Source organism: Priestia sp. P5, from assembly GCF_029522155.1.
In the GTDB taxonomy this organism is placed as follows: Bacteria; Bacillota; Bacilli; order Bacillales; family Bacillaceae_H; genus Priestia; species Priestia megaterium_E.
In genome coordinates this window covers 850,142-870,317 of the sequence record NZ_JAKWFJ010000001.1, presented here as the reverse complement: position 1 = coordinate 870,317, position 20,176 = coordinate 850,142, and the positions used below count along the sequence as shown (strand labels likewise).

Annotated in this window: 22 protein-coding genes and 1 riboswitch; of the genes, 4 read left to right on the top strand and 18 right to left on the bottom strand. The window is 38.7% G+C overall.

Features of this window, described 5'->3' with window-relative positions; translation table 11 throughout:
• Position 1: 1 nt before the first annotated feature.
• Both MMB69_RS04440 and deoD read right to left on the bottom strand, forming a co-directional pair.
• On the bottom strand, positions 2 to 1,450 hold the full coding sequence (locus tag MMB69_RS04440) for a SulP family inorganic anion transporter (RefSeq protein ID WP_221783471.1): 1,449 nt from the start codon (positions 1,448 to 1,450) through the stop codon (positions 2 to 4).
• A gap of 218 nt (positions 1,451 to 1,668) precedes the next feature.
• The gene (gene deoD, locus MMB69_RS04435) at positions 1,669 to 2,373 is read right to left on the bottom strand and encodes a purine-nucleoside phosphorylase (RefSeq protein WP_013058711.1); all 705 of its coding nucleotides are present in this window, start codon (positions 2,371 to 2,373) and stop codon (positions 1,669 to 1,671) included.
• A gap of 194 nt (positions 2,374 to 2,567) precedes the next feature.
• On the opposite strand from deoD, the gene MMB69_RS04430 reads away from it, so the two are divergent.
• A complete protein-coding gene (locus tag MMB69_RS04430; protein WP_221783468.1) occupies positions 2,568 to 2,720 on the top strand; it encodes a hypothetical protein in 153 nt (50 codons plus the stop codon).
• 51 nt (positions 2,721 to 2,771) lie between these two features.
• Here MMB69_RS04430 and MMB69_RS04425 read toward each other — a convergent pair whose 3' ends face one another.
• The 5 genes from MMB69_RS04425 to MMB69_RS04405 all read right to left on the bottom strand — a co-directional run bounded on the left by MMB69_RS04425 (position 2,772) and on the right by MMB69_RS04405 (position 6,055).
• A complete protein-coding gene (locus tag MMB69_RS04425; RefSeq protein WP_013058713.1) occupies positions 2,772 to 3,095 on the bottom strand; it encodes a hypothetical protein in 324 nt (107 codons plus the stop codon).
• A gap of 246 nt (positions 3,096 to 3,341) precedes the next feature.
• Complete coding sequence (locus tag MMB69_RS04420; protein ID WP_221783466.1) at positions 3,342 to 3,968, bottom strand: phosphatase PAP2 family protein; 627 nt, start codon at positions 3,966 to 3,968, stop codon at positions 3,342 to 3,344.
• A 235-nt stretch (positions 3,969 to 4,203) separates the two neighbouring features.
• Positions 4,204 to 4,974 carry a sporulation protein gene (locus MMB69_RS04415; protein WP_028410906.1) on the bottom strand — a complete coding sequence of 257 codons (771 nt, stop codon included), beginning with the start codon at positions 4,972 to 4,974 and terminating at the stop codon, positions 4,204 to 4,206.
• A complete protein-coding gene (locus MMB69_RS04410; RefSeq protein ID WP_221783464.1) occupies positions 4,961 to 5,797 on the bottom strand; it encodes a serine/threonine protein kinase in 837 nt (278 codons plus the stop codon). Before MMB69_RS04410 ends, MMB69_RS04415 begins: the two co-directional genes overlap by 14 nt.
• A 3-nt stretch (positions 5,798 to 5,800) precedes the next feature.
• Positions 5,801 to 6,055, bottom strand: coding sequence for a hypothetical protein (locus tag MMB69_RS04405; RefSeq protein WP_277447241.1), 255 nt, complete (start codon positions 6,053 to 6,055; stop codon positions 5,801 to 5,803).
• Between the two features lie 117 nt (positions 6,056 to 6,172).
• Between MMB69_RS04405 and MMB69_RS04400 the strand changes: the two genes are divergently transcribed.
• On the top strand, positions 6,173 to 7,234 hold the full coding sequence (locus tag MMB69_RS04400) for a DUF2515 family protein (RefSeq protein ID WP_269870319.1): 1,062 nt from the start codon (positions 6,173 to 6,175) through the stop codon (positions 7,232 to 7,234).
• Between the two features lie 62 nt (positions 7,235 to 7,296).
• On the opposite strand, the gene MMB69_RS04395 is transcribed toward MMB69_RS04400, so the two are convergent.
• From MMB69_RS04395 to MMB69_RS04385, 3 genes are all read right to left on the bottom strand, one after another.
• Positions 7,297 to 7,467 (bottom strand): YozD family protein, encoded by a 171-nt coding sequence (locus MMB69_RS04395; RefSeq protein WP_013058720.1) that lies wholly within the window; start codon positions 7,465 to 7,467, stop codon positions 7,297 to 7,299.
• Positions 7,468 to 7,732: 265 nt separating this feature from the next.
• On the bottom strand, positions 7,733 to 8,419 hold the full coding sequence (locus MMB69_RS04390) for a hypothetical protein (RefSeq protein WP_013058721.1): 687 nt from the start codon (positions 8,417 to 8,419) through the stop codon (positions 7,733 to 7,735).
• Positions 8,420 to 8,621: 202 nt separating this feature from the next.
• Positions 8,622 to 8,837 carry a YozE family protein gene (locus tag MMB69_RS04385; RefSeq protein WP_013058722.1) on the bottom strand — a complete coding sequence of 72 codons (216 nt, stop codon included), beginning with the start codon at positions 8,835 to 8,837 and terminating at the stop codon, positions 8,622 to 8,624.
• Between the two features lie 408 nt (positions 8,838 to 9,245).
• Here MMB69_RS04385 and MMB69_RS04380 point away from each other — a divergent pair, with 408 nt between their 5' ends.
• Positions 9,246 to 10,283, top strand: coding sequence for an acyltransferase family protein (locus MMB69_RS04380; RefSeq protein WP_013058723.1), 1,038 nt, complete (start codon positions 9,246 to 9,248; stop codon positions 10,281 to 10,283).
• A 121-nt stretch (positions 10,284 to 10,404) separates the two neighbouring features.
• Entirely contained in the window at positions 10,405 to 11,250 is an 846-nt protein-coding gene (gene dat, locus MMB69_RS04375; RefSeq protein ID WP_277447240.1) for a D-amino-acid transaminase, read from the top strand.
• 35 nt (positions 11,251 to 11,285) lie between these two features.
• Here dat and MMB69_RS04370 read toward each other — a convergent pair whose 3' ends face one another.
• The 8 genes from MMB69_RS04370 to MMB69_RS04335 form a co-directional block, all read right to left on the bottom strand.
• Positions 11,286 to 11,564 (bottom strand): YokU family protein, encoded by a 279-nt coding sequence (locus MMB69_RS04370; protein ID WP_013058725.1) that lies wholly within the window; start codon positions 11,562 to 11,564, stop codon positions 11,286 to 11,288.
• Positions 11,565 to 11,578: 14 nt separating this feature from the next.
• Positions 11,579 to 12,991 (bottom strand): lysine 2,3-aminomutase, encoded by a 1,413-nt coding sequence (kamA, locus tag MMB69_RS04365; protein WP_221812566.1) that lies wholly within the window; start codon positions 12,989 to 12,991, stop codon positions 11,579 to 11,581.
• A gap of 67 nt (positions 12,992 to 13,058) precedes the next feature.
• Positions 13,059 to 13,907, bottom strand: coding sequence for a putative beta-lysine N-acetyltransferase (gene ablB / locus MMB69_RS04360; RefSeq protein WP_277447239.1), 849 nt, complete (start codon positions 13,905 to 13,907; stop codon positions 13,059 to 13,061).
• Between the two features lie 26 nt (positions 13,908 to 13,933).
• Positions 13,934 to 15,199: a peptidase gene (locus MMB69_RS04355; protein WP_221783457.1), complete on the bottom strand. Its 1,266-nt coding sequence runs from the start codon at positions 15,197 to 15,199 to the stop codon at positions 13,934 to 13,936.
• 13 nt (positions 15,200 to 15,212) lie between these two features.
• On the bottom strand, positions 15,213 to 15,875 hold the full coding sequence (locus MMB69_RS04350) for a 3-oxoacid CoA-transferase subunit B (RefSeq protein WP_016765314.1): 663 nt from the start codon (positions 15,873 to 15,875) through the stop codon (positions 15,213 to 15,215).
• Entirely contained in the window at positions 15,860 to 16,561 is a 702-nt protein-coding gene (locus tag MMB69_RS04345; RefSeq protein WP_277447238.1) for a CoA transferase subunit A, read from the bottom strand. The genes MMB69_RS04350 and MMB69_RS04345 overlap by 16 nt, the downstream gene beginning before the upstream one ends.
• Positions 16,562 to 17,911 carry an aspartate aminotransferase family protein gene (locus MMB69_RS04340; RefSeq protein WP_221783454.1) on the bottom strand — a complete coding sequence of 450 codons (1,350 nt, stop codon included), beginning with the start codon at positions 17,909 to 17,911 and terminating at the stop codon, positions 16,562 to 16,564. It abuts the gene before it with no gap.
• 108 nt (positions 17,912 to 18,019) lie between these two features.
• Positions 18,020 to 19,255: a dicarboxylate/amino acid:cation symporter gene (locus MMB69_RS04335; RefSeq protein WP_277447237.1), complete on the bottom strand. Its 1,236-nt coding sequence runs from the start codon at positions 19,253 to 19,255 to the stop codon at positions 18,020 to 18,022.
• A 179-nt stretch (positions 19,256 to 19,434) separates the two neighbouring features.
• A riboswitch (cyclic di-AMP (ydaO/yuaA leader) is annotated at positions 19,435 to 19,589 on the bottom strand.
• Positions 19,590 to 20,176 lie beyond the last annotated feature (587 nt).

The window sequence follows — 20,176 nt, the reverse complement described above, 5'->3', positions numbered from 1 at the left end:
TTTATTTGTTCGACAGCGACGTTATACCAATTTGCCTTACGATTTTTTTACTGTCTTCATTTAATCCTTTTACAATAACCTTTTTATTCAATCGCTCATACTTATCGATAATTTTTGAGATGCCGATCACGGCCGATTGATCCCATATATGAGAAGAACTAAAATCAATAATGATGGTATCCGGGTCTTTTTCATACTGAAATTCATCCATGAAGAAGCTGATGGTGGCAAAAAATAATTGCCCTGAAACCCTATATTGCTTCATATTACCTTCTGTTTGTGAAGTTGTTTTGATTTTAGCCATCTTCCAGCCAAATACAATCGTACTTAAAACAATACCTATCATTACTCCTAGTGCTAAGTTATGTGTAAACAATACGATAACCACCGTAACAACCATTACAATGGCATCCGATAGTGGATATTTCGTTAAGTCTTTAAGGGACTGCCAATCAAATGTACCGGCAGCTACCATAAACATAACGCCTACAAGAGCAGCCATTGGAATTTGTTTAACAACATCGCCAAGCACCATAATTAAGAACAACAAAAAGACTCCGGCGACTAAGGTAGATAACCTTCCACGTCCCCCTGATTTTACATTAATCATAGATTGTCCAATCATGGCACAGCCAGCCATTCCTCCGAAGAAACCTGTTACAATATTAGCGATGCCTTGACCGCGCGCTTCTTTATTTTTATTCGAAGACGTATCTGTAATTTCGTCCAGCACCGTTGCCGTTAGCATAGATTCAAGTAGGCCTACAATCGCTAAAGGAAGCGAATAAGGTAAAATGATAAGCAGTGTCTCCACTGATAAATCAACCTTTGGAAAGTGAAGAACCGGCAGCGAACGCGTAATATTCCCCATATCTCCTACCGTTTTTAAATCTAAATGAAAGACAATCGCTACAATCGTCATCAAGACAATGGCAACAAGCGGAGATGGTATTGCTTTGGTCATGAGCGGAAACAAATAGACGATGAGCAGCGTTCCGGCTACCATTGCGTACATCATCCAATTTGCTCCTTGAAAATGGGGAAGCTGTGCTGTAAAAATTAAAATACCTAGCGCATTTACAAAGCCAATCATAACTGTTTGAGGAAGAAATGATAAAAACCTCCCTACTTTCAAAACACCAAGTAAAATTTGAATAATTCCGGTTAAAACAGTAGCTGCAAATAAATACTCAATGCCGTGATCTTTGACTAAGTTAATCATCAATAAAGACATTGCTCCTGTTGCAGCTGAAATCATAGCTGGTCTTCCGCCTGTAAAAGCAATCACAATTGCCATACAAAAAGAGGCATACAGGCCAACCATGGGATCAACACCGGCGATAATGGAAAAAGCAAGGGCTTCTGGAATAAGCGCAAGAGCAACTGTCATCCCAGACAAAATATCTGCTCGAACGTTTGAAAACCACTGCTGTTTAATACTTGCCATCATGATGGTTTATCACCTCTTATGAATTTTTTATACGATTTTCGACTTTCACGAAAATCAAAGCCGTTTTTAACGTATCAAATCGTACCATACAATTTCCCGTTTGGAAACAATTAATTTCACAAATAAAAAGACGAGAAGCTTGATTGCTTCTCGTCTTTTTATTTGTTACGCCGCAGCTTTTCGCTGCCATTCAGCAAATAAACGAAATGAAATTATGTTCATTCATTAATTGCTGCTTCAAGCGCAACAACAATCATATCGTTAAACGTCGTTTGACGCTCTTCTGACGTTGTTTCTTCACCAGTGAAAATGTGATCACTTACTGTTAAAACCGATAAAGCATTACGGCCGTATTTAGCGGCTAGCGTATACAAAGCCGTTGTTTCCATTTCAACTGCCAATACGCCGTGAGCTGCCAATTTTTCTAGCTGGCCGTCTTCATTGTAAAATTGATCAGATGTAAATACACTTCCTACTTTTAACTGAAGGCCTTTTTCAACACCTGCATCGTAAGCGCGCTTTAATAAATCAAAGTTAGCGGTCGGTGCATAGTCAATAGGACCAAATTTAACGCGGTTCATTTGTGAATCACTTGACGAAGACATGGCTAAAATAACGTCACGTACTTTTACATCTTTTTGAATTGCTCCGCATGTACCAACGCGAATTAGGTTTTGAACACCATATTCATTCATTAGTTCATTTACATAAATAGCAATTGATGGTACACCCATTCCTGTTCCTTGAACAGAAACGCGCTTTCCTTTATATGTTCCTGTGAATCCAAGCATACCGCGCACTTCGTTATAGCAAGTTACATCTTCTAAAAACGTTTCTGCAATGTATTTTGCACGAAGTGGATCACCTGGAAGTAAAATCGTTTCTGCAATATCACCTTGTTTTGCCCCAATATGTACGCTCATTTCGTACCTCCTATATGTAAAAAATCTTACGCTTTCACTATACCATATTGTATCCCTTGCTTGTCTATTTACTTCTAACATTATGCGTCAAAAATAAAAAGACATACGGCCCAAAAAATGGCGTAGTATGTCTTTTTATATAAGGGTACGCTAATAGCGCAAGGGATTTACTAACGTTAGCTGAGGTGATATGTATGGGGAAAAAACATCGCAATCGAATTAATTCGCCTAAAAAGAATAATCATATTCCAAAAGAAGCAATTATAGCAGAACATGAAGCCCATGGAGATGAATATTCAGCAACAAACCGAAAAAGTGGCCCTGGCCATCATACTCGTGATTACTAAGGGTCAACATATAAATAAAAAGCGGCCAGATAGGTCGCTTTTACCTTATGTTTAACGTACGTGCAGGCGGTTCACTTTTTGCCAGCCGTCTGTCCATAGCTTGTAGTAATACTTTCCTCGAGTACCTTCATCAATTAATAAAATATCGCCTGTGCTGATAAACCTCGCATCACAATCTTTTGGCAAATTATCAGCAATATTAAACATCTGAAATACTTGTGTTGCTGCGTCTTGATGATCGAATGCTGTAATCGTTAGACGATGGACAGGCTTATATCCGCGCTTTTCGCCTTTTTCTTCTGTTTGCATAATGGTTACATCATATTCTGTGCTAATATTAAATTGTTTTTTTATTGTGGTCCACACACTCAACATTCTTCCCTCCACCCAAAAGCAAGTATTTACTCTTTTACGTCATGTATTCTTATATAATTAGTGATAAAATCCGAAAATCCTTTATCGAATCAAAACGTTTTTTGTCGAAATTACTAGTTTTTCCTTATTAAACATGTACATAAAATATTTGTTTCCCATTTTATCATTAGTTGTTTTTGAATGGATGAATCAATAGGCCTACTTAAACAAAATGAAATATTAACGAAAAAAATGTAACCATTGCTCCTATTTTTGGTTATATAGGCGTTTAGAAAGGAGATAGACTCCTAAGGACCAAGCAAGTCCTAAACAATATCCTGCTAGTATATCCGTTAAAAAGTGTACGCCTAAATACAAACGGCTAAATCCAATTAATAAAATAACAATAGCTATTACGCTTGCAGCTGCCGTTTTAACGGCTCTGCTTCTTGTATACATCCATATTAACAAAAGTACACCACTGTAAAAAGCCATTGAGTTCATGGCATGTCCGCTCGGAAAACTATAGTGAGAGGCGGGAACGACTTGACTCCAATCAGGTCTTGGTCTTGCAAAAATCTCCTTCAATCCCCAATTTAAAGCGCGAACTCCCCAAAAAACGAGCGTGATATATAAAGCGAGCAATCCTTTTCGTTTATAAAGAAGAAATACTATAATTGCAAACCATATTGGCGCAGTGACATACCAAGATCCTACGGTTGTTATAAATATGATGATGGGTGTTAACGTGTCCGTCCTCCATCCTTCAATGGTATGAAGTACATTAAAGTCAAGCTGTTTCACCCAAGGTGTATTAAACGTAAATAAAATGAGTAAAAAGAAAGCTAAAAGCGATACAATAAATAGAGAATATTTTGTAGTGCGATTTACCATTTTTTATTTCCTCCAACCTATTAAAAGAAAAAGCATGTAGCGTTCTACATGCTTTACTTATTCACACGTTTTGGCTGAATATAGTCTTCTGGCTTAGGAGCTTGATGAACGACAAATTCAGCCGAAAATTCCTCTTTTGCATTTATTTTTTTCGTTTGCTTTGATTGCGGCATATACCTCTCTCCTTTCTTTTTACTGTCTTTAATATACGAAAAATAAAGGAGAGCTATGCACGTTAGCTATAGCGTGAAATAATATTGGTTAATATATTTTTTAACTGAGGAATTTCTTTTTCAGAAACATGAACATGAACGAGCGACTCATCTGCATCCAGCATTTCAGATAGAAAGCCGCCAAACCCTCTGGCACGTCGATCTACTTCTATAAATAAATCGTAGTCATGTAAGCCGCTCGGCTGCACGATGATTTCAATTTCATCTACTTTCCCAGCGTACACTCCACCGCTTGGAACAAATTCAAATTCTTGAACAAAAGGAAGTCTTTTTCTCATCCGGCGAGGGGCTTCTTCGCACTCAACTTGGCGCAAGCGAAAGCCAAGCTGTTCCATAGCTTCAATTGCGCTTGTTACCATAAGGTTAGGAAGCACTTTTACATGATCAATATCTGACGGATCAACGGCATCTTTAATATCGAGGCTCGTCGCCACCCAAACCCTGGTTCTCCCTAATGTAACAGGCGTATCATCAGGCAGCTGAAAGGTAAAAGGAATAGATTTCGTTTCAGATGGTTGAATCGTGAACGGGTCGTTAATCTTAAACGTATTGAGCTCAATATCCTGCTTGTATTTTTTATCATCCCTTTCTTTTACATACGTTGTGAATAGACGCAGATAGATGCTGTCAATTTTCTGCTCAACATTGCCTCCGTACACTTCAACAATCCCTTCAATCTTTTCACCAGCACGAAATTCATCATTGACAAGCTTAGCGTCCACTCGCGCTGCACCAATTCCAATGCGGGCTAACGCTTTATTAAATAGCGCCATACTTTCCCCTCCCTGAGTTCTTACTATTTATATAGTCATAAATATCTTTTTGTAAACTTTTAATGCTTTCATACGATTCATCTGCCCTCAGCATTTTTTGAATGATGGTCTTAATAGGTGTCGACAAACTTAGCTCTTGTTCCCAGCTTCTTTCTTGTTTTTCCGTCGGCTCATAACCAGAGTATAATAAAAATAAAAGAAAATGACCAAGTGCATAGATATCGCTTGCAGCGGATGTTTGTCTCATAAACTGCTGTTCTTCTATAAGGGTGCTTGTTTCTTCATGGCCCCCTAAAAATCTAGCAAGACCAAAGTCAATAACATAGATGGTTCCGGTAACATCAATAATATTTGGAATACGAAGATCACGGTGAACGATTCCTTGCTCATGAATGGCAGAAACTACTTTTAGAATATCAAGTAAAATGTCAAGCGCTTGTTCTTCCGTATACACGCACTTCTCTTCAAAAATTAAATCTTCAAACGTTTTCCCTTGAATCAACTCCATCACTAAGAAACAGCCTTCATCTGTTTCGATAGCTTCATACAGTGAAGGAATTTGAGGGTGATTTAATTGAGACAGCAATTTTGCTTCATAATGATAAGACTTCAGCCCTTGGGACGTGCGCTGCTTCGTTTTACGGAGCTGCTTTACGACTACCTTTTTTTGTTGCACAATGTCGTTAGTCACATATGTTATACCATAGCTTCCCATTCCCAGTACATCTATGATTTCATAGCGCCCGCAAATGACTTTTCCTTTTTTAAAAGGACGGTCAACTAGCCAGCGATGAAGGTGTTTGAACATTCGATTTTTCACCATAAATCAACTTGAGAAAAAGCTTGAGAAGAAACTTCCGCTTTTACGTTTGCGCTTATAGTGGTGGTGTCCATATTTTGAATGACTGTGGCTGTCATAATATTTGCTTCGCTTATAATCGCTACTGCTGCTATGATGACGAGGACGTCTGTAATGATGATCACTGCTGCTGTAGTGACGAGAACGTCGATAGTGTCGATCGCTGCTGCTGTAGCGTCGATGTTTAGATCCAGTTAATGATTCAAAAATTTTTCTGAACATAAAGAAAACCTCTTTTCTTAACATTTGTTACCCTTTATACGTACGAAATGTTATAAAGGTTTCAAAAAGTCCCTTACCCTTTTTTTATATAGTTAAACGTTTCAAAGGAGGCTTAACATGACTTCTACTGACACAAATCCCCTCATTAGATTGGAGGATGTTCTTCGCCTGCAGCAGATGATGCAGCTCAAACCTCCTGCTACCCTCCCGCTGTCTTTTATCGGAGAAGACGTAAAATTGATTAAAGAGATTCGAAAAAAAGTAAAAAAAGCTAATCAAAACAATGTTACACGTACCCAAGCTTATTTAGATTATTATCAAAAACATCCCGAAATTCAATGGGCTTTTTTAGCACACTTAGTTTCACGGAACGGCGGCTATTACATGACAGATCTCTCCACTACCTTAATAAAATCCCTGCTTTCTCCAGAAAAACAGCACGCGTACTTCTTGTTTTTAGAACATTCCAATTCCGCCATTTTTCATGATGCTTACGCTCAGCTGTTACTCTATGAAAAAAGCAAAGAGCAAAACAGCAATCTGTTTCATTTGCTCTCCGCTTTTCACATATCTTTTTTTATGAAAACTGTTTGGAATGACTTTTGGCAGCATAGAAACAAAACGCTCTTGTCAATAGCCCTGATTGTGAACGAACAGTATCATATCGAAAAAAATGTTCTGTTTAAAAAAGAGTTTCAGCGGGATGTTCTTCACTCTTGGCAGTTTCACACTCAAAACTTTCTCGGTATGACTCAAATCGTCTTTCCTTATTATTCAGGTAATAACATTGATCTATGTGGAACAAAAGTGTATCATTTCGACTCTGTCTTAAAACGGATTGAAGTGGGAAAAACTTTATACGTTCTTCTTTTTTATTCAAACTTGCATGATTCTATCTATACATTTAGCCTTAAACACCCCCACACAGGGTCTCGAAGCGATTATAATTCAGATATATTTACAAATGACAGAACTCATTCCAAAAAGCTGTATAGCCCGACTTTAAATATGAGCTGGGGAGACCGCGTACACCTTTTTTTAAGAAAAGATGAGTGGTTTGAAGACGAAAGCATATTTTCTCTCCTTGAGTCTATTCCCGCTTCTTCAGTTAAAAAAATTCCCATTCAGCATCATATAAAAGTACAATCTGCTATTAAAGCTGCTAACCCTTTTTCATAGCCGCTGTCTGTCTCATAAACAAAACGACGAGTTTCCCCGTCGTTACAGATGTATCTATCTTTTTATTCTTCATCTTGCTCATCAATAATACATTTATCAATGAGATAATCAAAAGTTATATCCGCTAATTCGCCTAGCTCTTCTTCAGCGGGAACATAGCCTCGCTTGACTAGTTCATTGTAAAAGAACTCCGCAATTTCTTCCGTATCAATGACCACTTCGATTTCTTTCACAATATCACTCCTTATCCCGTTTGAACGGATTAGCGTACCTTATTTTTCTTAAAAATAGGTTCACTCCATCTTCTTCTTGAAGTTTTACCTTATACACATTTATGAACAATTCGGCAATAGTATGTCTAAAATTTCAGCAGTTTAAATAGAAAGGTAATTATACCCATTCTTTTTTCATTATCATCGCCGTATACACAATAAAAGATAGCTAAGAGAGATGTGATGATCTATCTCGGCTATCTTTTATTTATTAGGCATCTACCTGCTATTTTCCTTGTTCGGATTTTGCTATCTTTTTTAAATGTTTCAGCACTAAGTTCATGACTTCAGCGTATTCTTCATCTTCAAAAAGCTCATACAAAAATTTATAATCATTGTACACATCTAAAAGACCGTTTATAATCTCATGCTTTTCTTTAGTTAACCTCACTTCTTCTTTTTCAGAACCGTTTTGTTTTTTCATCTTTGGTAGCAACTCCGTCTTTTTAATTTCTTTACCTAAATACAACATATCAACACTTTGAGCGTAATTTTCTGTTTCCTCATGAGGAGTTACGAGAATGAGTTCTTCTTCACTAGCCTCAAGCCATTCTCCATCTGTTACACGTGACAATTCATAGACAATATCTTCCCATGAATCCTCTTTATAACGCCATATTTCTGTTCGAATACCAATGATTTTAAATAACTCTTTTCCATAATTAAAAACCTGGACGATATCGCCGAAGAAAAATTTATATTCAAGCTCTACTCTTTCCTGTACTAATATTTGACCTTCATATTCTTCTAGAAGCTCAATTGTATCTTCTAAAAAAAGACCTTCACTATGGTTGATTTCGTATACAAAAATCCCATCCATCACTTTTATATCGGTAATAGTGCCAACGGTCCCGTATATTGTTACAACGACTGTTTCACCAATTCCGTATTTAGGTTTTTTCTTCCCTGCCATCGTCGCACCTCCTTAGTAAACATACACCTACTGAAAAGTTACAATATTATATGCAGTAACTAAAAAAGGGGAAGTATAACATCTTTAGAACCAAGCCTTTATTATCTATTGCCTTCTATCATTTTTCCTCCTGCTTAGTGCATGAGCTAAAGAAAATAAAAAAGCAGGCTGATGGATATCCATCAGCCTGCTTTTTTATTTCTCACGCATTATTTTGATAAAGCTCCCATGCTTCATCAAATACGGTCATACTTGATAAATAATGTCCGTTAAGCTCTAAATAAGAACTCAGTTCGTCATAATCTGTTGAAGATTTCGGGAAGCTGTGATCATCATAAGCACTTCGCGCAAACTCTCCCATTCGATCATGTTTTTTATTTGATCGGAATTTCATTATATAGTGATAAAAGGATTTCATCGTACTCCCCCTCCAGCGGTATGTGTATCTTTTCTATCATTTTTTTAAGAAATCTACAACTTTCCTCTGTGATATGTAGATGTCGAACACTGCAATATAAGTGTTTTACCCGACAAAAAATATTAAATTCATGTTACAGTTGCAAAACAAATTTCACTATTAGCGTAACGAATAAATATTGTTATATCAATATTTTTCTTTTTCCCAAAAGACATTTGTAACAAAAACACATCGTTTTTATAACAAAAGCATTGATTCGACAGGTTTCTCAATCCTTTATGTAATTGCAAAAAAGAAGAATTCATGTTTTAATTCCGTAGTGAAAGGTTATTCTAACAATAATCGCCATTTAAATAAATCTTGTTGGTGGGAGGTTTACATCAGCATATGTTGAGGAAAAATAATACTATGAATACTCGAAATGCTTACTTTGATAATGCTAAATTCGTATTAATTTTTTTAGTTGTATTTGGACACATGATTTCTCCGTACCGAACAGATAGCAGCGGAATGCTGTCCATTTATCACTTTATCTTTATTTTCCATATGCCTGTCTTTATTTTACTAGCAGGTTATTTCTCAAAAAATTTTCATAAAAAAGGCTATTACAAAAAAATATTTACAAAGGTGGCTCTTCCTTATTTAGCTTTCCAAACTATCTATACCCTTTATTATAGTGTGCTTTATACAGATGAAACGTACACGCTTCAATATTTGGTTCCTAGATGGGCAATGTGGTTTCTACTGAGCTTAATTTTTTGGAAATTAATGCTTCCTTTCTTTGCGAAGTTCCCGATGTGGATTAGCTTAACTGTCTCTATTTCGCTTGGACTTGCAATGGGCTTCATTGATATTGACGGATTTGATAAAATTCTAAGCATTAGCCGAATGTTTGTCTTTTTCCCGTTTTTCCTTTTAGGCTACTATTTGTCACAGCGACAAGAGCCTTTTACAAATCTTTTGACAGCGCGAAATCGAATCATTGCATCCATCGTATTACTAGTTACATTAATTGGAAGCTATTCTTTCTTAGACGACACGGCTTACACAGATATGCTGTATGGAACGAATACGTACGACAATGTGGCCGAATTTTTAATGCGCGTTTCTCACTATGGAATTGCTTTTCTTGTATCTTTTGCCTTTATGGCTTTAATTCCAACGCGCGGTTTTGCTTTAACAAGCATTGGACAGCGATCGCTATACGTGTATTTATTGCACGGCTTCATTTTAAAATGGTTCTTTACAACTGACTTCTCAAAAAGTCTAGAGCCAACGTCATGGGGTATCATCGTCTTAATCGCCCTGTCCATTTTAGTAACGATGCTTCTCGGCAGCCGTATTGTCGATTGGTTCATCACCGGTACCAAGCTCATCGTTCAGTTTGTTACACCTAAAAAAGCCATTCAGAAATTTTCATTAGCATTCAAACGTACGTTTTCATAAAAGTCATACTCCTAAAGGAGTATGACTTTTTTCATTTTCTTCGAAGAAACCAAGTAAATAATTTCATTTTGCTGAATTTTATGTTAACGTTTTAATATCTAAAGGAAGGGAGTTTTTCAAGATGGAATTAGCATATTATGCTGGAGAGTTTAGAGATATTAATGAGGCTGTTATTCCAATTGATGAACGCGGTCACCAGTTCGGAGACGGTGTTTATGAATTTATTCGCGTATACAGAGGGATTCCGTTTTCAATTGAACGTCACTTAGACCGCTTAGAAAGAAGTGCAAAGGCAATCTTTATCGAACTGCCGGTTTCAAGACAAGAGCTAAAGGACATCATTCATCAAGCAATGGAAAAATCAACGTTAAAAGACGCCGATATTTATATTCAAGTTACGCGCGGGATTGCTCCTCGAAATCATTTATTTCCCGATGTACCTGCACAATTAGCACTCACAATACGCCATCCTCGCCAAACACCTGAAGAAGCCTATGAAAAAGGCATTTCCACGCTTCTTTTGGAAGACGAACGATGGGCTAATTGCTATATCAAATCATTGAACCTACTTCCTAACCTTCTGGCCAAACAAGCTGCGGCTTCTAAAGGATGTAAAGAAGCTATTTTAGTAAAAGACGGATACATAACCGAAGGGTCGAGCAGCAATGTATTTGCGATAAAAGACAACGTCTTGTTCACCACTCCTGCCACAAGAAAAATTCTATCCGGTATTACGCGCGCTAACGTACTGGAATGTGCGCAGGAACAAGCCATTCAAATCCGAGAACAAAACATGACTCCTTCCTTTTTAAAAGACGCTGATGAAGTTTTTATTACGAGCACATCTGTTGGTCTCTTGCCCGTTTCGAAAATAGACGAAGTCGAACTTCCAACTTTCCGTCCTGTTACAGTAGCTTTAAAACATGCCTATAGCCTGCGCACTGCTGGAACAAAGGCTTATCAATAAGCAAAGCCGCCCCTTACAAAATAAGGGGCGGCTTTTTAGAATTTAAAGTAGTTGCGCTTTAATAATCTTGGCACTTTTAATAGCTCATCATACCGAATGGATTCATCAAGTTTTTTTGTATCGACAAGAAGCAGCTGTGTTTCCACTTCTTCTATGATCTCTTCTTCTTGATATGACATCCCGCAACCTGAACAGCTGATACATGGCATATGAGTAATTTCAATACTTCTCGTTCCGTCTGGCAATTCCCAGTATGCGGTATTGGTTGTTTCTACCGCTTTTTCTTCTTCGCACCATGCGCATTGAACAGTCATATTACAGGACCTCCTTAAGATGATGGAGCATCGTCGCTTTTACCGTCTTTTTTCAATTGAGCTTTAAACTTTTTATCTTTTAATTCATCTCTTTTTTCACGTTTGTCTTTTAGGCTTTCGTGAGCACTGTCACTTTCATATGTTTTACGTCTTTTTACTCTCCCTAACCCTTCCGGTACAAGGTTGAATTGAGTATCATTCATAAGACCCGAGATGCCGATGGAAGAATCTTTAGCATCCGATGCTGGATAAACAGCTCGAAAATAATCATCCGCTCGCCCAGGCACATAGCTTTCTGGCTCCGGATATGTCGTAATCACTCCTTCAAAGTTTCGCAGAACAACTTTACTTGCGCTTTGACTAATAATATAGTTTGGCTGAACCGCAATCTTTCCTCCTCCTCCTGGCGCATCAATAACAAACGTTGGAACAGCATAGCCAGACGTATGACCTCGCAGCCCTTCCATGATTTCAAGCCCTTTGGAAACAGGTGCTCGGAAATGCCCAATTCCTTCTGATAAATCACATTGATAAATATAGTAAGGACGAACGCGTATTTTCACTAAATCGTGCATAAGCTTTTTCATGATAGCTACGCTGTCATTAATTCCAGCTAAAATAACCGCTTGATTGCCAACTGGAACGCCTGCATCAACAAGCATTTCACATGCTTTTTTTGTCTCTTCCGTAATTTCAATCGATGTATTAAAGTGAGTATTTAACCACACTGGATGATATTTTCTTAAAATGGCACATAAATTTTCCGTTATTCGCTGCGGAAACACAACGGGTGCTCTTGTGCCAATTCGAATAATTTCCACATGGGGAATAGCTCTTAAATTCTTCAAAATATATTCTAAAATATTGTCATTAATCAGCAAACCATCACCGCCTGAAATGAGTACATCTCTTACTTCAGGTGTTTTGGCGATATAAGCAATCGCAGCATCTAACTGCTTTTTTGGAACGCCCATTCCGATTTGTCCTGAAAACCTTCTTCGAGTACAGTATCTGCAGTACATCGAGCATTGATTGGTAACTAAGAACAAAACGCGATCAGGATAGCGATGAGTCAACCCTGGCACTGGAGAATCTTCGTCTTCATCTAGGGGATCTTCTAGATCGTATTTTGTTTTATGAAGTTCTTTGCCAACCGGGACAGACTGCATACGGACGGGGCAGCGAGGATCATCTGGATTCATTAAAGATGCATAGTAAGGCGTAATATTGAGCGGAATTGTTTTGGTTGAAATGCGCACTCCTTCTTCTTCTTCAGGAGTCAAGTTAATGACCTTTTTTAAATCATCTAACGTTCGAATTGTGTTTGTTAATTGCCAAATCCAGTCATTCCATTTTTCTTCAGGAACATCTTTCCATAACTCAATGTCTTTCCAACGTCGGGACGGCTTATATAAATCATATAACATACAATCGCTCCTTTATGAAGATTTACTATTGTTATATGTTACAGCCCATAAATTGGTTAATTATTTCTCACCCTTTACTTTTTGATAAATCCTTCACCCATACGTTCATATCTTCTAACGATTTATAAATGTAACAATTATTCGTTAATCGTCCCGTATAGATATACCCAAGCTGATGAAAAGCTGCATTCATTCCAAATGAAAGCGCTCTCGCTATTGTGTATGCACAAAAAATATGTCGCTGTTTTAGCTCCTCCTCTAGTGCGCTTAATAAATGCTTCATGAATCCATACTTTCGGTAAGCAGGGAGAGTCGCACAATCCGTTAGTTCAGCATTGTGATAGACATAGTCAATTTCAGCAGAAGCAGCGCTAACGATATCGTTCTTGTCAACTATGATATAAAACAAACTATCTTCTTGAAGCAAACTAGAGAGATACTCTTCTTCGTAGAGGGGAGTAGGATACACTGTGAAGATTTGACGGTAGAGCTGAGAAAGTTGTTTAGCGTCAGATGAAATGGCTCGGCGCATGATCAGTTGATTCGATAAAGGAGAATAATCAGATGTCGGCAACTTCAAAACATCTTGAAGCAGCTCTGTTTCTTTTAACGTCTCCCCGCTGTCTCGGCGGGATTGAGACGTATAATAGCATAAAAGATACGCGTCGCTTCCGTTAAAATAGTAGGGAACAGTTGCTTCTAAAGAAAATCCCAAGCTCATCCAGTCCAACAGATGTTCAGCACGTGCTTTTATAATCCACTTCTCGTACATTGCCTTATCAATTTCTTTATATATATAGCTGTAAATATCGTTCACATTTCCCCGGTAATCATCTATTCTCAGACGCTTGTTGCATTCATCTAAAAAAAGAGTCATAGCAAAGGTTGGTTGACAAATTTTTTCTTGTTTCGCCATTTGTTTGTATCCTCTCCCTTTTTAGCTTAGTCCGCAATACTGCACCAGTCTGCTACCGTGAGAGCAATAATTTCGGCTGCGTCAAGCATCGTTTGAATACAAATATACTCATTCGGAAAGTGGGCCACTTCTGTTACTCCCGGTCCAAACACAACTGTTGGAATATCCCCTACTTGTGACAGTATCCCTCCGTCGGTTCCCCAAGGAGATGCTTCAATGATCGGCTGATTCTGTTTCACTTGATAAAAAGAGGACGAAAGAGAGGTCATAAGCGGATGCTCTAATTCAATTTCACCGGGAAGCCAGTGGGCCCCAAACCATTCCAAGTCGACAGGATGCTCAGCAAACCACTCATCAGACTGAGGCAGAAGTTCAAGCCAGGATTTCATTTCTGCTCTGACATTTTTCATTTTTTCATGCGGAGCAACTCCTATCCTGCCTTCTAATATTACTTGATCAGCGACTGAAGAAGGCCACGTTCCTCCTTGTATATTTCCGATATTAATCGGCACGGGAATGGGAATTTTATTATAGAGCGGATCGGTAATTCGGCTGTTTCTCTCTTTTTCAAGACCCTCAATATGTTTAAGCACAACAGCGGCTTTTTCAATCGCACTCACACCTTCATACCGAGTCCCTCCATGTGCTGCTACTCCATGCACGGTCACTCGAAACCACATGGAGCCTTGCTGTTTAGGGAAGATCTTCATGTTGGTTGGTTCTGGAATAATGGCACCATCTGCTTTGTACCCTCTAAGTACGCAGGAAAGTGTTCCTGCACCTCCGCTTTCCTCTTCTACTACGCTTTGAAAAATAACATCTCCTTTTAGTGAAATATCTAGCTCTTTCAACGCTTGAATAGCTAAAAGTAACGACACATTCCCTCCTTTCATATCCGTTGCTCCGCGCCCATATAAGTTTCCATCTTTTACAACAGCCGTATAAGGGTCTTCCGTCCACTGTGAAAGATCTCCGGGTGGCACTACATCAATGTGCCCATTCAAAATGATGGATTTGCCTCCGCCTTTCCCTTTTAACACGCCTACCACATTCGGACTGTCTCGAAAAGTAGAACGGTTGGAGGCAAAAGCTTCATGGCTACGAAGTATTTTTTCGTCCGGTTCCCATATATCAATATCTAACTGCAGCTGTCGAAGGCGTTCAATGACAATTGCCTGCGCATGCTTTTCAGAACCTTGTACGCTTGCTTCTTCTACGAAACGCTTGAGTAAACGCACTGCACTTTGACGATGCTCTGTCATCCAGTTATGAATAGATTGCTGTAGGTTCATGTAATGGTCCTCCTTATGGTATCGTAATCAATTGATCACTCAGGCGAACTGTCGCTTCTGTTGAACTCAAAATATCCTCTACGGTATAAGGAGACATTAACTCTGTTAGAAGAAGCGCATCTTTTTCTACTTTAAAAACCGCCCGATCTGTAATAACTAATCCCACGCAGCCCGAGGCAGTCAAAGGTAAAGAGCACGTCTTAACCAGCTTCGGTTCTCCTGTCTTGCTCGTATGATTCATTAGCACAATGACTTTTTTCGCTTTTTGAGCTAATTCCATCGCTCCTCCCATACCAGGAACTCGCTTACCTGGCACAATCCAATTAGCTAAATCCCCTTTTTCACTCACTTCTAACGCACCAAGAATGGTCATATCGACGTATCCTTTTCGAATCATCGCGAAGGCTGTAGCACTATCACAGTATGAAGCCCCTTGAACGGTAGTTGTTGGATAGCCTGCTGCATTGCAGACATTCTCATCTTCTTCACCTAAAGGAGGCGAAGATCCTAAACCTAAAATTCCGTTTTCAGCATGAAACATCACATGAACAGCGCTTGGTACATAATTAGGAATAAGAGAAGGAATGCCAATCCCTAAATTAACAATCATGCCGTTTTTGATTTCAGCCGCAGCACGTTTTGCAATACGATGACGAATATCTATTCCCAAACCCATTTCCAATTCACTCCTTTTGAAGGGACAATATAATCCACAAATACACCTGACGTCATCACGTTCTCTGGGTCAATGTCGCCAAGAGGAACGATTTCATCCACTTCAACAATAGTGATACGACCTGCCATAGCCATTAATGGATTAGTGTTTCGAGCGCTTTTATCATAAAGCAAGTTGCCGAATGGATCTGCTTTTTTTGCATATACAAAAGCCACATCGGCTGTGAGTGGTTTTTCAACTAAAAATGTCTTGCCGTCTACTTCCACTTTTTCTTTTCCAAATTGAATAATGTCATTTTCAATTCCTACATCAATCAGTACTCCTCCGAGTCCAACTCCTCCCGCTCGAATCCGTTCAGCAAGCGTTCCTTGAGGAGAAAACTCAACTTTCAGCTTCTCTTCTGTCATCAGCGTTCCAGCTACTGGGTTCGATCCAATGTGAGAAGCGATCAGTTTTTGAATTCTTCCTTGGCTTACCAATTTTCCCGCACCAATATGGGGAAAGCCTGAATCATTACAAATCAATGTAAAATTTGATTTTCCGCTTTCGATAAGGCCGTCAATAAGAGAAGGCGGACTGCCTACTCCTCCAAACCCTCCTATCATCAGCGTAGCAGCATGATCCACGTATTCAATCGCTTGTTCCACAGTTGTAATCTTTTGAAATGAGTTTTCGACCTTTGTCACTTATTTCACCTCATTTCCCTGTTTTTCATTTTGCACTTCATGTAATGTTTTCGAAAGCAGATCGACCGCTTCATCAAGTTGACGATGAGTAATCGTAAACGGTGGCGCAATAATAATACCGTCTCCTTCGACTCCGTCTGTTCCTGCTTGCGAAGGATAAAGGAGAAGACCATTTTTTTGGGCTTTACTTATTACGCGTGCCGTCATATTTTCCGATGATGAAAAAGGCTCCTTCGTTTTTGGATTTTGCACAAGCTCAAGACCAACTAATAAGCCTTTGCCACGTATATCACCAATGATAGGGTAAAGAAGTTGAAGCTTCTTCAATTTCCCTACTAAGTAGTCTCCTTTCACCGCTGCTTCTTGAACAAGATCATGCTTTTCAATATAGGTTAAAACAGCTATCCCTACAGCTGATGACAACGGATTAGCGCTTAGCGTATGTCCGCTCATAATTAATTTGGATCCGTTCATAATAGGTTCAATCGTTTTGCTGCTAGCCAACGTAACGGCTATTGGTGTATATCCTGCTCCCACTCCTTTTCCAAGCGTCATGATGTCTGGTTTAACTCCCCAGTGCTCATACGCAAACATCACGCCTGTACGCCCAACTCCCGTCATGACTTCATCCGCAATCCATAAAACATCATATTTATCGCAAATTTCTCTTATCACTTCATAATAGCCGGGAGGAGGTGTAAGGGCTGCTCCGGCTGCTCCTACAATGGGCTCTGTAATAAAAGCAGCAATATGTTCAGGGCCGGTTCGTTTGATAACTGTTTCCAATTCGTGTGCACAAGCAAGATTACAGGATGGATAGGTTTGCTGAAACGGACATCGATAGCAATAAGGAGGTGAAACCGAAGGATAATCTTCAAGCAAAGACGAGAAGCGTTTTCGTCTTCCAACGTGCCCTGACATAGACAGAGCTCCTATGGTAATACCGTGATAGCTCATCCAGCGTGACAAAACCTTCGTTTTGGTTGGCTTTCCTTGCTCTTGAAAATGCTGAATTGCCGTTTTCATAGCCGTTTCAGTCGCTTCTGTCCCGCTGTTAACAAAAAAACTCCACTGGAAATGATTGCTGCTTAATTCACATAGTTTCTTAGCTAAGGCTTCTGTTGGATCACTTGTAAACTGCGACCGATATACAAACGCAACTTTCTGTGCCTGATCGGTCATCGCATCAATAATTTCTTTTACGCCGTGTCCGATACTTGCTGTAACTGCCCCTGACGAAGCATCTATGTACCTTTTTCCATCTTGGTCGTACAAATAAATTCCTTTTCCATATGAAATAACTGGGTAGTCATCGTCGAGCAGCGGCTTTATCACATGGGTCTTATTCATTTCCGCACTCTCCTTTCAAACACATACTCTTATTAAACTGTATGCTGAAAAGAAGAGTTTCTTGCCAATAAAAAAAGCCCTAGCATATAGCTAGAGCTTTTGCGCTTATTAAGCCGATTGCGTTACAGATTTATCCATACGCTTTGCTTCTGACTCAGCCACAATAACGGCACACGCAGCGTCTCCCGTAATATTTACAGATGTACGAAGCATATCAAGCAAGCGATCAATTCCGATAATCAATCCGATACCTGCTACAGGCAGGCCAACCGAACTCAGTACCATTGCTAGCATAATGAGACCAACTCCCGGCACACCTGCTGTACCAATACTAGCAAGCACCGCTGTCAATACAACCGTCACAAGAGCCCCCAGCGATAGGTCAACGCCGTATACTTGTGCAATAAAAATAGTCGCTACACCTTGCATAATTGCCGTTCCATCCATGTTAATGGTAGCACCTAACGGCTGAACAAAACTGCTGATGGACTCCGGGACACGAAGATTTTTCTGTGCCACATTCATTGAAATCGGAAGCGTTGCATTACTGCTTGATGTACTGAAGCCAACTGTCATCGCAGGAGCAAAACCTTTAAAAAATTCAATTGGGTTGCGTCTGGCCATAAGAGCGACAGTTCCACCATACGTTACGATTGAATGGATGAACAGCGCGAGCACGACTACAATCATGTATAGACCCATCGCTTTAATTGCCTCCCAGCCTTGACTTCCAACCGCTGTTGCAAGAAGACCAAATGTTCCGTAAGGAGCAAACTTCATCACTAGATTTACAAGGTACATCATTAATTCATTGCCTTGCTCTAGTAAATTGTAAAGCCCTTTTGTTTTACTTCCAAGCATCGTAATACCAAAACCGATAAAGATAGAGAAAACGATAAGTTGAAGCATATTCCCTTCAGCCATCGCTTGAATTGGATTGACTGGAATCATATTTAAGAATGTCTCTCCAACCGGCGGTGCTTTTTCGGCTTCAAAAGAAGCGTTTTTTGTATCAAAAGATCCAAACGTACCCGGTTTAATTGCATAAGCTAAAATTAAACCGATAATAATCGCAACGGTTGTTGTAACTAGGAAGTAGGAAACTGTTTTAGCCCCGATTCTTCCTAGTTTTTTAGGATCTCCTAAACCTGCTACACCTAAAGTGATCGAGAAAAACACAATTGGTACAACAAGCATTTTAATTAAGCTTAAGAAAATTTGGCCAAGCGGTGTAAACAAGTACTTGTCCAGCGGAGCAAAAGCACTTGGAGCAAAAGCATTAATCAACACTCCTACAACAGCACCAGCAATTAGCGCGATAATAATTTTTGTCGATAGCTTCATAGATTTACCTCCCGTAAATAAATTATATTAGAATGATTCTAACTACCATACTTATTTTACCATGCATTGAGAACGATAACACTCAAAATATACAATATATTAAAAATTTTCAGATTAATAGTTTAGGAATATTTTAGCTATACAAAAAACCATGAGAATATCATGGTTTCATAGACCTGTTATTCCCTCACTGAATGCTTACGGAGTTAGCTGTCGGATTCGGGTACGTGAGTTACCCCACTTGATTCATTCAAGATTCACCCCAAGTACATTACGCACAAATATGGGTCCCCCGTTCTCTTATAAAACAAAAGAGATTAAGCAAATAATTTTTTTAAATGTTTTTTCATGATAATAATTGTTACTTTAATTAAAATTCATTTTATATGATCCTGTCAACTTTTTATTCAAAAATAATGCAGTATTTTATCATAAAAAGTTGAGAATTGTTGTATTTTAAAATATTCACATCATATTCTAATAAAACACAAACACTTATTTAACAAGACTTACAATCTAATAGATAAAAAATTAACTCAAAAAATAGTTTGTGAAGTGAACTTTCTTCTCATTAAATTCCATTCATAAATTTGCATAATTATTCTAACGTACGCGTACTTTGCTGCTTCCATAAATATTTTACTCATCAAAAAAACAACTCTTTCCAACTGTTGATTTTATCCTTATTGTACTGCTTGATATAAACTCCCTAAAATTTCACTGACTTTATTGATAGAAAGAAATGGACATTATCAATTCGCCTTATTCTATTTAATTCTGCTCACGATAGACGTACGGATTCCGTAATTTTTTTAAAAAAAGAGCGGGTAATTATCATATAAAACTATCGGAGTTTGAGCGGTACAAGTTCTTTGCTTTTTACTTATTCGCTCTCATTATTTAACACATATAAAAAAAGAG

Coding starts and splice junctions, on each gene's coding strand:
- MMB69_RS04385 (WP_013058722.1), bottom strand. CDS start 8,837: ATGAAATCCTTTTATCACTATATAATGAAATTCCGATCAAATAAAAAA.
- MMB69_RS04340 (WP_221783454.1), bottom strand. CDS start 17,911: ATGAATAAGACCCATGTGATAAAGCCGCTGCTCGACGATGACTACCCA.
- MMB69_RS04390 (WP_013058721.1), bottom strand. CDS start 8,419: ATGGCAGGGAAGAAAAAACCTAAATACGGAATTGGTGAAACAGTCGTT.
- ablB (WP_277447239.1), bottom strand. CDS start 13,907: ATGGCGAAACAAGAAAAAATTTGTCAACCAACCTTTGCTATGACTCTT.
- MMB69_RS04410 (WP_221783464.1), bottom strand. CDS start 5,797: ATGGTGAAAAATCGAATGTTCAAACACCTTCATCGCTGGCTAGTTGAC.
- MMB69_RS04350 (WP_016765314.1), bottom strand. CDS start 15,875: ATGGGTTTGGGAATAGATATTCGTCATCGTATTGCAAAACGTGCTGCG.
- kamA (WP_221812566.1), bottom strand. CDS start 12,991: ATGTTATATGATTTATATAAGCCGTCCCGACGTTGGAAAGACATTGAG.
- MMB69_RS04440 (WP_221783471.1), bottom strand. CDS start 1,450: ATGATGGCAAGTATTAAACAGCAGTGGTTTTCAAACGTTCGAGCAGAT.
- MMB69_RS04415 (WP_028410906.1), bottom strand. CDS start 4,974: ATGGCGCTATTTAATAAAGCGTTAGCCCGCATTGGAATTGGTGCAGCG.
- MMB69_RS04405 (WP_277447241.1), bottom strand. CDS start 6,055: ATGTTCAGAAAAATTTTTGAATCATTAACTGGATCTAAACATCGACGC.
- MMB69_RS04355 (WP_221783457.1), bottom strand. CDS start 15,199: ATGAACCTACAGCAATCTATTCATAACTGGATGACAGAGCATCGTCAA.
- deoD (WP_013058711.1), bottom strand. CDS start 2,373: ATGAGCGTACATATTGGGGCAAAACAAGGTGATATTGCAGAAACGATT.
- MMB69_RS04425 (WP_013058713.1), bottom strand. CDS start 3,095: ATGTTGAGTGTGTGGACCACAATAAAAAAACAATTTAATATTAGCACA.
- MMB69_RS04420 (WP_221783466.1), bottom strand. CDS start 3,968: ATGGTAAATCGCACTACAAAATATTCTCTATTTATTGTATCGCTTTTA.
- MMB69_RS04335 (WP_277447237.1), bottom strand. CDS start 19,255: ATGAAGCTATCGACAAAAATTATTATCGCGCTAATTGCTGGTGCTGTT.
- MMB69_RS04400 (WP_269870319.1), top strand. CDS start 6,173: ATGACTTCTACTGACACAAATCCCCTCATTAGATTGGAGGATGTTCTT.
- MMB69_RS04380 (WP_013058723.1), top strand. CDS start 9,246: ATGAATACTCGAAATGCTTACTTTGATAATGCTAAATTCGTATTAATT.
- MMB69_RS04370 (WP_013058725.1), bottom strand. CDS start 11,564: ATGACTGTTCAATGCGCATGGTGCGAAGAAGAAAAAGCGGTAGAAACA.
- MMB69_RS04430 (WP_221783468.1), top strand. CDS start 2,568: ATGGGGAAAAAACATCGCAATCGAATTAATTCGCCTAAAAAGAATAAT.
- dat (WP_277447240.1), top strand. CDS start 10,405: ATGGAATTAGCATATTATGCTGGAGAGTTTAGAGATATTAATGAGGCT.